General features: G+C 48.2%; 11 protein-coding genes, 1 tRNA gene and 1 pseudogene. 4 read left to right on the top strand and 9 right to left on the bottom strand.

Features of this window, described 5'->3' with window-relative positions:
• Positions 1-2 precede the first annotated feature (2 nt).
• From ppx to MZO40_RS14935, 3 genes are all read left to right on the top strand, one after another.
• Entirely contained in the window at positions 3-956 is a 954-nt protein-coding gene (gene ppx, locus MZO40_RS14945; protein ID WP_003637915.1) for an exopolyphosphatase, read from the top strand.
• Between the two features lie 177 nt (positions 957-1133).
• Positions 1134-2531, top strand: a complete 1398-nt coding sequence (locus MZO40_RS14940) for a DHA2 family efflux MFS transporter permease subunit (RefSeq protein ID WP_101873961.1) — start codon at positions 1134-1136, stop codon at positions 2529-2531.
• A 280-nt stretch (positions 2532-2811) separates the two neighbouring features.
• On the top strand, positions 2812-3324 hold the full coding sequence (locus MZO40_RS14935) for a VanZ family protein (protein WP_105921932.1): 513 nt from the start codon (positions 2812-2814) through the stop codon (positions 3322-3324).
• Positions 3325-3464: 140 nt separating this feature from the next.
• Here the strand turns inward: MZO40_RS14935 and MZO40_RS14930 are convergent, their stop codons facing one another.
• The 4 genes from MZO40_RS14930 to MZO40_RS14915 all read right to left on the bottom strand — a co-directional run bounded on the left by MZO40_RS14930 (position 3465) and on the right by MZO40_RS14915 (position 5575).
• On the bottom strand, positions 3465-3686 hold the full coding sequence (locus MZO40_RS14930; RefSeq protein WP_003637912.1) for a hypothetical protein: 222 nt from the start codon (positions 3684-3686) through the stop codon (positions 3465-3467).
• Between the two features lie 285 nt (positions 3687-3971).
• Complete coding sequence (locus MZO40_RS14925; RefSeq protein WP_003637911.1) at positions 3972-4394, bottom strand: Spx/MgsR family RNA polymerase-binding regulatory protein; 423 nt, start codon at positions 4392-4394, stop codon at positions 3972-3974.
• Positions 4395-4624: 230 nt separating this feature from the next.
• Positions 4625-4696 (bottom strand) — tRNA-Asn (locus MZO40_RS14920).
• A gap of 96 nt (positions 4697-4792) precedes the next feature.
• The gene (locus MZO40_RS14915; protein ID WP_105961951.1) at positions 4793-5575 is read right to left on the bottom strand and encodes a hypothetical protein; all 783 of its coding nucleotides are present in this window, start codon (positions 5573-5575) and stop codon (positions 4793-4795) included.
• A 305-nt stretch (positions 5576-5880) separates the two neighbouring features.
• On the opposite strand from MZO40_RS14915, the gene glpK reads away from it, so the two are divergent.
• Positions 5881-7377 carry a glycerol kinase GlpK gene (gene glpK, locus MZO40_RS14910; RefSeq protein ID WP_003637909.1) on the top strand — a complete coding sequence of 499 codons (1497 nt, stop codon included), beginning with the start codon at positions 5881-5883 and terminating at the stop codon, positions 7375-7377.
• A 96-nt stretch (positions 7378-7473) separates the two neighbouring features.
• On the opposite strand, the gene MZO40_RS14905 is transcribed toward glpK, so the two are convergent.
• The 5 genes and pseudogenes from MZO40_RS14905 to MZO40_RS14885 form a co-directional block, all read right to left on the bottom strand.
• Positions 7474-8670, bottom strand: a complete 1197-nt coding sequence (locus MZO40_RS14905) for an MFS transporter (RefSeq protein WP_105961950.1) — start codon at positions 8668-8670, stop codon at positions 7474-7476.
• A gap of 453 nt (positions 8671-9123) precedes the next feature.
• Positions 9124-9876: a nitroreductase family protein gene (locus MZO40_RS14900; RefSeq protein ID WP_105921934.1), complete on the bottom strand. Its 753-nt coding sequence runs from the start codon at positions 9874-9876 to the stop codon at positions 9124-9126.
• Positions 9877-10077 (bottom strand): hypothetical protein, encoded by a 201-nt coding sequence (locus tag MZO40_RS14895; protein ID WP_225367263.1) that lies wholly within the window; start codon positions 10075-10077, stop codon positions 9877-9879.
• Positions 10078-10566: 489 nt separating this feature from the next.
• Positions 10567-10875: a hypothetical protein gene (locus tag MZO40_RS14890; RefSeq protein ID WP_003637905.1), complete on the bottom strand. Its 309-nt coding sequence runs from the start codon at positions 10873-10875 to the stop codon at positions 10567-10569.
• A 440-nt stretch (positions 10876-11315) separates the two neighbouring features.
• Positions 11316-11413 (bottom strand): annotated as a pseudogene (locus MZO40_RS14885) (IS5/IS1182 family transposase); the annotation flags it as partial.

The raw sequence follows: 11413 nt of genomic DNA, 5'->3' as shown, positions 1-11413 counted from the left end.
CAATGGAAAATTTCGCGGTCATTGACTTAGGTTCTAACTCGTGTCGAATGACGATTACGCAGATTCAAGAAGATGGCAGTTACACCGTGACGCACCGCTTAAAGGAGATGGTGCGTCTATCCGCTAACGAAAACGCGACGGACAAACCGACCTTACAACCAGATGCCATCGACCGCACCATTGCGGCCCTCAAATCCTTTGCGGCCGTCTACGAAACTTTGCCCAACTTAACGATTAAAGCAGTCGCTACGGCTGCGACCCGTAAAGCTAGTAATCAAAAGAAATTCCTCAAGCGGGTCAAAAGTGAAGTCGGATTGGATATTGAAGTGATTCCGGGCACTACTGAGGCTTACTACGACTATCTCGGCGTTGTGAACACCCTGCCCACGACTAACTGTGTGATGGTCGATACTGGCGGTGGTAGCTGCGAACTCGTCTTGATCACCAATGGCCAGGCCAAGGAATTGATCAGCCTCCCGATTGGCGCGGTGAGCCTGTCTGAAAAATTTGGCCTCAATGACCAAGTCAGCGCGAGTCAGTTATTCCAAACGATGACCTTTGTTGATAAAATTTTTAATAGCGTCTGGTGGTTACGCAACGGCTTGAACTTGCCACTCGTCTGCTTAGGCGGCAGTAACCGGACGTTAGCGAAAATCAATCGGCGCCAATGTAATATTTTGAATTTTGAGGATATTCATGGCTACCGACTGCGCGATAACGCGATTTACGACACGTTTAATACCGTCATCGCACAAGATGCGGCTGGTCGGGCTGCGATTCCGGGACTCGCCAAGGACCGGGCCGACATTATCGTCGGTGGTATGGTGCCCGCCATCAGTCTGATGCGTTTCTTAGACTCTGACCGGATGATTTTCTCTCAAAATGGGCTGCGTGAAGGAATCCTATTCGAACATTTAACCAACTTGGCTGAACAAAACGCAAAAGTTAGTGAGTAAGTTTTACTGACAATCTAAAAAAGATTATGCTAAGCTTAAAGCATCATTAAAGCAATCAATTATGACACAAGGTCATCTTTAAATGCTTGTATATCTTTGCCACGGAACCTCCGTTGACCAAGAAAAGCATCGTTTCACATCAGAAACGAGCTGGCCTTGATCACTGGAGGTTTTTATATGTCATCAAATTCAACTCAAATCACGACGCGGACCAAGGCCGCCATCTTTGGCGCAGCGAGTCTCGCCTTTTGCGGTATTCTAGTCGAAACGTCGATGAACGTGACGTTCCCGACACTCATGCGCCAGTTCAACACGTCACTCGAAACCGTGCAGTGGGTCACCACGGCTTACTTGTTAGCGGTCGCCGCGACGATGGTGATCACCGCCTTTATCCAAGCGCGTTTTCACTGGCAAACGATTATCAACATTGGCGGTAGCGCCTTTGTCCTCGGTGGTTTGTTGTGTGCCCTGGCACCCTCACTATGGGTCTTGCTGCTAGGCCGGATTATTCAAGCAATTGGGACTGGCTTTGCACTGCCACTGGTCTTCGCACAAATCATGACCCAAATTCCGTTTGAATCCCAAGGCCGTTTCACTGGGACGGCGGGCATGCTAATTGCCCTGGCCCCTTCACTCGGCCCCACGTATGGCGGCTTAGTCACCCAACTCGCTTCTTGGCGCTTGATTTTTGGCATTACCCTACCATTTGGTCTGATTGCGTGGTTGGTCACTGCACAAGCCATCCAACAGCCGCACGCCCCACAACGATTAGCCTTTCCTGGCCGCCAATTTATCCTCATCGTCGTTGCCCTGATTGGCCTGCTGTTTGGCGTCAACAACTTCAGCAGCCACGGTCTCAGTCTAATTTATGTCGGCTTGCCACTTCTCCTAGCGATTGTCGCTTTGATTGGCTTTATCATGATTGCTGCTCGAGCGTCACATCCGCTGATCAACCTGACCGTTTTCAAACAAGGCGACTTCACACGCGCACTGCTGATTTACTTTTTGATTCAGTTCATTCAGATTGGGATGACCTTCCTCCTGCCGAACTTCGCCCAATTAGTCTTAGGTAAAAACGCCCTGATTTCAGGCCTCATGCTGCTGGCGGGTAGTCTCTGCGCCGCCATCATCTCGCCATTTGCTGGTAAATTGATGGACCGGCGAGGCGCACGGTTGCCGTTTTTCATTGGGAGTGGTTTCATCGTGCTCGCGACGTTAGGCTTGGCCTTAACCGCTCGTCACCTGTCAATCGCGTTGATTGTCGGCGGCTTCGTGATTTTCCAGATTGGATTCGCCTGCCTCTTCAACAACGCCTTGACTTATGGCTTACAACAACTGCCACCGCACTTGATTGGCGATGGTAACGCGCTGTTCAACACCTTGCAACAATACGCCGGGTCACTGGGAACTACCATCATGGCCGTCCTGATGACATTTGGTGCCACCGTCCTCCCACACGCCGCCAGCCAGCTTCAAACCACGGTCGGAACTCAAATCGCACTCTGGTTTAGCCTGGTTGTCATCGTACTAGTGGCTGGACTCGCGCTGACTGTTAAACGCAATAAGCGGGCCTGATTAGGAACAGTCGCCGGATTGCCATCGGGTTGCGTGTTTATTCATCAACTGTGCTGGCTCCGATTCATCCGCTACTCGATTGTTTGTCAACGTTAAGCCAACGCTGACAAACAGATGATTCATCCATTTGCATCAACGTTGATTTGCTTAGGTTTTGTTTAAATCCATAAAAGGTTCTTTAAGGCTGCTACTGAAACCACTTCATTCCGGATACTTCCGCTAAGATAAGGGTAAGCAGATGACGAATTTCGTCACCTAAATCAGAAAGGAAGTGGTTGGCATGCGCTGGGAACCTTTCATGTTTATCTTATTACTGACAACGATCAGTTGCTTAGTCATCTTAGTTGCGACCCGTAACGCGAAGCAGCGTGGTTGGCGACTACTCGGACTCGCTTACTTATTCGGGCTGAGCGTGATTTTATTCACCCCACTGTCCGTTGATGGTCATTCACTGTACGTCATGCCAGCGGGCTTTGGTCAGGTCAACTTGACGCGGCTGTACTTCCATGGCGTTGGCTTTCTCGAAAACATCTTATTGACCATCCCATTAGGCTGGGGGCTCAAACGGCGATTCCAGCGACGCTCATTGATTAGCATCGGCATGACCGGCCTATTGATTAGCGCCGGCATCGAGAGCTTACAATACTTCATGTCGCAGCACTGGCTCATCAATCGCAGTAGTGATATTAACGACGTTGTTGCCAATACGCTGGGCATTCTAATCGGTGCCGTCATCGCGATGATCGTGCACGCGGTCAGTCTGCGCAAGGGCCGGTTGGCAACGAATCAGTAAAAATGGCCACTAACTAAATCGGCATACAAAAAAGTCGCGATACGTCTTTTCACAAGTACGTGTCGCGACTTTTTTGATGCTGTGCTCAGGGGTCAAGGACCAAGCTTTACTGGTGTTACCCGCTAATACAGCTTGATCACTTAAGCTTTAGAATTGTCCTGACCGGCGTGGCGGGCTTGTTGGTCCTGATGCCAACTAGTCGGGCTCCAGAGCTGCCCTTCCATTGATCCGCGTAAGCTTTCGATTTCAGCTTGCTGGTCATCTAACACTTTGATGACACTATCGATGACGACTTGATTATCCGCCGTGCGCAGGTCTGTTAATGCTTGAATCGCCCAAGCAGTTTGGTCTTGTTCACTCATGTTGATGCGCTCCATTCCTATTCATTCTTTTTACATTGTACACAATTCACCATTCCTTACCAAATCATTTGCCTTTTGAATCCTGATTTTGGTCGAACGGCAACTAGTTAAGCCTCACCCTGTGTCAGCGGCTCCAATCGCTGATATACCAGGAACGGCGGCATTTGATGCGGTTCAATGTCACTCGCAATTGCAACTCAGGCAGGCATTGAGGTTAGTCTTCTTAGCCGAGTTGATGGCAAACAAAAAACGCCGCTACGAGTTGTAACGACGTTATGATGAAAGTTAGCCAACTGCTTGTTGGTCGTCATCATAGAGTTTTTGTTGAATTTCGCGTAATTCAGACTTACGCACTGAGCGAGGCAAAAATGCCCGAATATCTTCTTCGTTATACCCAATTTGGAGTCGCCGGCCATCATAGATAATCGGCCGCTTGAGTAGCTGTGGTTTTTCAACTAATAGGTCTAGTAACTGATTAAAACCTAAGTCCGCCAAATCAATGTGCAATGCTTTAAAAGCCTTAGAACGCGTTGAAACGATGTCCTCGAAGCCATTTTCAGTGAGCCGGAGGATTTGTTTCAATTCATCGCGATCCAGAGGATTAGCAATAATGTCGCGTTCATTAAATGGAATGTTGTTTTCAACTAACCATGCGCGCGCACTACGACTGGACTTGCTGGACGTTGAATAATATAAGTTTACTGTCACGATGAATTCCTCCTAAGTTTCAGTAAGGGCCATTACACCACTTACTTTTATATAGTAAGTATACGAGCTTAGTCAAGAATAGTCAAGGTTTGTCAGAACTTTTTTAATTAAGACTTTCTAAAGCTACGGAGCAGCCGATTAACCACCATTTTCCGGTAGTGGTTAGTAATGATGTCGACAAAAGCGGTATCTCTGAAGATACCGCTACAACCATTCATGACATTGAGCAACTGCCCGGGCTGGGATCGAACCAGCGACCTCTTGATTAACAGTCAATTATTCTACCGCTGAACTACCGGGCAATGTCTATGTCGTTATTTATACACGCTTTTTTGATAAAACACAAGCATTTATTAAAATAATTCACACTAATTTCACATATTGATTTTATTTAATGGTCAAATGGAATACAAACCAAGCCACGACATGACGGTAAAGTCCTTATCGGCGACTAGCTTGGCAATCGTGCGGCGAATCTCTAATTCACTCAGGGTCGTTCTTAAATCAAAATAATAATCGCCCTGCTGGTTTTGCATCGTCAATTGCCACTGGCCCAGGTCTGCCCACTGCTCCGTATCTGGCAACGCAGCTTGGTGTTTGAATAGCACGTGAAAAGTTGGTTTCCAGGTATCTTGGTCATCACCGGTCACCTGAATCAAGCGGCAAACTTCGCGGTGGCAGCGCAATGCGGCGCGGGCACCAATCACGATTCCTAAGACAATTAAGCCAGCACCCAAGCCTAGACTAGTCAGTAAGATTCGCGTCAATAGCGGTGTGGCTTGTAATTGAGAACTCAAGACGATTGCGGCACTCATCAGTAACCAGATGGCGAGCACCCAGCCATTCAGCCAATTCAGAGCGACGTCCCGCGCATGCCGATAAGCGGCTAGGCGGTACTGGGCATCATCATTGACCACCCGTTGCTCCGGTGTCACTGGGGAATAGACCACTGCCAAATCATCGTGAAAGACGTGGGTCGCGAACGGTTTGAAGACGGTGGTCATCAGGTCTAAGGTCGTCTTTGGCAAGTATTCAGCGACCACGTGCTTCGCAGTTGGCGTCGCTTCGAATTGGTACGTACATCCATGAATGGCGGTGAGTTGATAGCCAGCGTCTGCTTGATGATTGAGCCAGGCGACTTCCGCGGCCGAGCCTTTTAAATAAAATCGGTGTTTTTGCATGGTGGGAATCCTCCATTTCTCAATGATATGACTCCCCATTATAATCAGATTGGTCTATTTTTCAAACATTCCTTAATCTTCGTTCAATACCGTTACTAACACTTGTACAATCGACTTATTAATCTATTGGCGATGGTAGCCCTTACGCCATCAATCCGGATTGGTATGGGTGCAGCCGTCAAAAATCCAGCCAGGTTGGCACTCCTGCCGGCTTTATTAAGTTTTTGATATTTATTCACAAATTTTCTTAAGCGTGCTAGACTCAAACTTGATGTTATCGATTTCAACAACTTGGAGGAACAACTATGTCTGCGCAATATATTATGGCCATCGATGAGGGGACCACCAGTACCCGGGCCATTATTTTCAATCACGCCGGTCAAAAGGTCGCCGAGGCCCAGCGTGAATTTCCACAATACTTTCCCCAACCTGGCTGGGTCGAACACAATGCGACTGAAATCTGGAACGCCGTCTCATCAACGATTGCGGACGTACTTATCTCAGCTGACCTGAAACCCAATCAAATTAAAGCCATTGGCATCACGAATCAACGTGAAACGACGGTCGTTTGGGACAAACAAACTGGACTCCCGATTCACAACGCGATCGTCTGGCAGTCACGGCAAACCGCTCCGCTGGCTGAACAACTCATCGCCGACGGATACGGGGACCTGATTCATCGCCACACGGGTCTGGTGACCGACGCCTACTTCTCGGCCACTAAAATTCGGTGGATTTTAGACCATGTTCCGGGTGCCCAACGACGTGCGGAAAAGGGCGAACTGCTCTTTGGGACAATCGATACTTGGTTGGTCTGGAAACTCACTGGGGGGACGACGCACGTCACCGACTACACGAATGCGAGTCGGACGATGCTATTCAACATTCACGACCTTCAATGGGATCAGACGATTCTAGATCTGTTGCGAATTCCAACTGCGATGTTGCCAACGGTGCGCTCTAACTCTGAAATTTACGGCACAACCAAGGATTACTTGCTGTATGGCAGCCAAATTCCAATCAGTGGGATGGCCGGTGACCAGCAAGCCGCCTTATTTGGTCAAATGGCGTTTGAACCCGGCATGGTCAAGAATACATACGGCACTGGCGCCTTCACCGTGATGAATCTCGGCCAACAACCGCAACTTTCCGACCACAATCTCCTAACCACGATTGCATACGGTCTCAACGGCGAAGTCAATTACGCCCTGGAAGGCTCGATTTTTGTTGCTGGTTCCGCGATTCAGTGGCTCCGCGATGGCATGCAACTGATTGAAACGGCCCCTGAATCTGAAACGCTAGCCCGTCAAGCCACTAGTCACGACGAAGTGTATGTCGTCCCCGCCTTCACTGGTTTAGGCGCGCCGTACTGGGATTCTGAGACTCGTGGCGCCGTCTTTGGTTTGACCCGCGGCACGACCCGGGCTGATTTTGTCAAAGCAACGCTCCAATCGCTGGCCTATCAATCCCGCGACGTCATCGACACGATGAAACACGACGCCCACATCACCATGCCAACACTGATGGTCGATGGCGGTGCGACCCGTAATGACTGGTTGATGCAATTTCAGGCGGACATCTCGAACGTCGAAATCATTCGGGCCGCTGACCTAGAAACAACCGCGCTCGGGGCCGCCTTTTTAGCGGGGCTCGCAGTCGGCTATTGGCAAGACTTAGCTGAAATCAAAGCCATTCACCAAGCCGGCCACGTTTTCAAGCCCCAGATGTCTGAAGAACAACGCACGACCCTCTATCAGGGCTGGCAAACAGCCGTGAAAGCGGCGCAATTATTTAAACACTAACCAAAAATCGGCGTCCCAACATCAATTGCAATCACTGATGTTGGAACGCCGATTTTCATTTGACCACAGCCCCCATATGTATACCGGCCAAATTAATTATAATTGCAAGTCATCCACCCGCCTGAAGGACCGGCTGAGCGCGAATAATAGGAACACCACGGCGTCGAATACGCCGAATAAGAAGAGAAAGAGTCGTAAATCGAAGCGGTCGGCTAGGTAAGCAAAGGCGATTGAGCCTAACGGGAGCGTGATGGAGACCAGGGTATAAAAGCTGGTCATGACCTTACCAAGTTGATCTGCGGCCACACTGGCTTGAATCATTGGCGTTTCATACACTTGGGTCAAGCCTAGGAAAATAAAGCTTCCTAAATAGACCACCGCAAACGCCCAAAATTGATTGAATGTGACGACCGTCAAGAACATGAATATCGTGCAACCTAGATTGCCAATCAGATATGCAACGCGAACCGACAATCGTTTTAAACTCCGGTATAACAACGTCATCCCCACTAACGTCCCAACTGCGGACATTGATTCCAAAATTCCATAATAGATTGAACCACCAAAATGCCGGCCAAATAATACCACGTACGTGTTCAACCCACCGAAAAAGAAGTTCAAAACGGCACTGGAAAACGTCAATAAGCCCAATAATCGATTTTTCGAAATGATCTTGAAGCCGACCAGTACTTGTTGAAAGTAAGGTTCAGACGTTTCGGCAGTTTGGTGGTGCGGCTCGTGCACCTTGATTCGATTAAACGTCAGGACCGTCACGACGAAGGTGACTGCATCCGCAATGAGGATTCCAAGTACTGACAACAACCCAATCAAGAACCCCGACAACGCGTTAAACACATAGTCGGTCCCCTTGTAAGCAATCGACATGTATTCCTGTGCCTGGACCAGTTCATCCTTTTTGACAATCAATGGCACCAAGGCGTCTTGAATGGGATAGGCTAAGGAGCCGAACAACGCCGCGATGAAGACCAAAATGACGTAGACGCCCGCTAACTTAACGTGCGCCAGCAACGCCACAATCAATAATACGACGACCACTAATTGTGAGAACTCAACGGCCACCAGCAATCGACGCTTGGAATGCCTGTCGATCGTACTCCCAAATAAAAACAATAGAATGCCTGGCAACACAATGGCTGCGTTCATGATGCCAATCCACAAGGCACTATCGGTTAGTTTGAGAATAAACCAGTTCATCGCAATCATGTAAATACTATCGCCGGCATTACCGATGGCCCGCCCAAAGACCAGCTTACTAAAATTTGGATTGATCAATCGTCATTCCCCCTCTCAAAAATGATTATATTTGCCGGATACTGCCAATTGACTATTGCACCAATAGCGTTTGCTCACAACGGACAGTTATGCCGGTTGAAACTGGTTCGCGTCTGAAACGCTAAAACAAGCATCAGTTTGAATTGGCAGAATCACGCTTGCTTTAAATTATAATACAATGAGAGTTTTTTGAATAACTAATTTTATTTTAACTTAAAAACTTATTCGTCGATGTTATTAGTTGTCACAAGATCATCGAAGTCATTCATCATCAGCCTGGAAAGCTTCGCCAATAAACGCCATCGTCTCTGCCGCTTCCTCTCAGTGCTCATACAGCATGCCAAAAAGCCACGCCATCGATTCAACTTCGATGACGTGGCTTTCAAACGCTTAATTTATAGTCTATTCAATACTGATTCATATCGCTTAGTCGCAACAAGTTGCCCCCGTTAACTAGTGATCTAGTTCCGGCAAGAACCCCTGTCGACGCGCAATATTCAAGAATTCCCGACGTTTGGCCGCTGAATGGGTCGCTTCGGCCGTCATGTGGGCTAAATGTTCGGTCCGAGCATGACTGCTACGATGTTGGTAATACTGATTCAACACGCCATCAAAACGAGTCAACTCTTCTTGATACGTGGTCGGTTCTGCATATTGATCCTTAAACAATACTGCTGAAAGACCTAGCCGGGGCTTCACTTCTGGCACGTCAGCCGGATGTCCCAGCTGCAAGCCAAATACTGGCAGGGTCAAGTCGGGCAGCTTCAACGCGTCAATGACCGCTTGCGTATCATTGTTGATTGACCCCAGCACGACCGTCCCTAGTCCAAGACTTTCGGCCACCATCACCATCGCCGCGGTCATCAGCGTGGCATCTTCAATACTGCCGACGAACCGATCAAACTCACTGAGCGCTTGGCGCGTAGTTGCGCCCGGTGCCAACTGAACGTTACGGTGCTGGTCTGCTAATACCACGAATAGTCGGCCATGTTCGCCGACCGTTGGCATCGTGGTAATCTCAGCTAATTGCTGCCGCAATGCTGGTTTGGTAATTTCAATCAAGCTATACGCTTGTAAATACTGACTGGTCGGCATCCGTTGTGCCATCGTGATAATTTCGGCTAACTGGTCATCACTGACGGGTTCATCCGTGAACAGCCGCCGAGTCCGGTGGTCTTGTAAGGTTTCAATCACACTTTTTGCCACTTAATATCGCTCCTGTTCTTGCTGAAGTTCTTGGGCCCAACTGGTTAATTGGGGTAAAACGTCTAAATTCAAATTAAAAACGATGCGCTGACAAACTTGGTCAAGTTGGACACTCCGAAACAACGGATAACGTGTCCGTCCCTGGTCTTGAACTATCATGACACTGAGCGTTGTCAACTCGTCTAACGCCGTTTCTAACAACGTCATTTCACTCTTCGGGAAGTACTCGCGCCGCGTTCTGGCGCATCTAGGGAACACCCCGCCAAATGCTCGATTTCTGGTCGTGTTAATAATAAGCTTTCCGAATGCTCACTGATTAGCCGTGTCAAAATTTGAACGGTCAACCGTGATTCAAAGCCGTTGCGAAACCGAAAACGCGTCTGAAAATGATTCTGAATAAATTGTAATAATGATTCGGTCACGGCTCACCCTCCTATGCACGCTTAACGATAATACCACGGATTTTTTGATTTGTAAGTTATTTTCCCCGCCCAACGGCACCCAAAAAAGTCGTCACAAGCATAACGCTGTCTGCTTGTGGCGACTCTCCTTAGGTTCTGATTTAAATTAGCATCGAGTTGTTGAATGTCCTGTAACGCAGCGTTTGAAGCGACTCATTCAACACGCTGTCACCCATCATAATGCCCTTAAATTGCTACCAGTAATGCACTGAACGATGGTGTGTTTCGTTTAACCAATATGGTTTTCTTTCAAAATCATATCGACTTCTTCTTGCATTTCCGGTGTCTTCGTCCATTCTTCCCAATGATCCATACTCTCATCCGGGATTGTAAAGGTTTCGTTAATGTACTGCTCATATTTCACCACGTGGGTCGAATGTGGAATATTCAACTGCAAGATTCGGACCTGCTTAATAAATCCCCGTTCAGCAGCTAGTTCGGCACGACCATTCATCAACATATTGCCAATTTCCATGTAAGTTGTCCCGTCATTACGGGTAATCTCTTGAATCAAATCTAACACTTCATGATTTTTCAACTGTCATCCCTCACTTCAAACTTTAGTATAGCGAGGGCCAGCGACGGTGTCAAAGCCCACTTACTTAGTGGATTCTTGTTCGTCAACCGATGCGCGTCCTAGTCCGCCTTCCGGGGCTGGCTGACAACGCTGGAACAGGGCGGACATCGATTTGAACTCACGCAGAAACCCACTGCGCAATTTCAAATGCGAGTCTTCTTCTAGCCCGGGAATACCACCCGGACAAGAAGAACTTCGCCCTTGAGCATTGTCCGGCGGGCCGGCCAGTCGGGAAGCCGCTCGAATGGCGGATGAACGGCCACCTATCTTGGTGCAATTGACCATTGAATATTAGGAGACCGGCCCTTCAGGCAAACTTTCAATCGGTGTCAATCATGTTTTCTGGCATTTGAGTACTGAGAAGATTAACAGAATATAATTCACTAGGGTCCGTCTGAAAACTACTTAAGTAAGATGCAAATTGAGGCAATGTAGACCGTAGCCAGATAAACATGAGCGAGCTTATCATAACGCGTTGCAATCCTACGAAAGTTCTTCA

The organism is Lactiplantibacillus sp. B652 (assembly GCF_023806745.1).
Taxonomy (GTDB): domain Bacteria; phylum Bacillota; class Bacilli; order Lactobacillales; family Lactobacillaceae; genus Lactiplantibacillus; species Lactiplantibacillus pentosus.
The sequence above is the reverse complement of the archived record's forward strand: the minus strand, read 5'-3'. Positions and strand labels throughout refer to the sequence as shown.

Bases quoted from the DNA above. Each gene is read 5' to 3' on its own strand.
- MZO40_RS14940 (WP_101873961.1), top strand. From the start codon at position 1,134: ATGTCATCAAATTCAACTCAAATCACGACGCGGACCAAGGCCGCCATC.
- MZO40_RS14930 (WP_003637912.1), bottom strand. From the start codon at position 3,686: ATGAGTGAACAAGACCAAACTGCTTGGGCGATTCAAGCATTAACAGAC.
- MZO40_RS14935 (WP_105921932.1), top strand. From the start codon at position 2,812: ATGCGCTGGGAACCTTTCATGTTTATCTTATTACTGACAACGATCAGT.
- MZO40_RS14915 (WP_105961951.1), bottom strand. From the start codon at position 5,575: ATGCAAAAACACCGATTTTATTTAAAAGGCTCGGCCGCGGAAGTCGCC.
- glpK (WP_003637909.1), top strand. From the start codon at position 5,881: ATGTCTGCGCAATATATTATGGCCATCGATGAGGGGACCACCAGTACC.
- ppx (WP_003637915.1), top strand. From the start codon at position 3: ATGGAAAATTTCGCGGTCATTGACTTAGGTTCTAACTCGTGTCGAATG.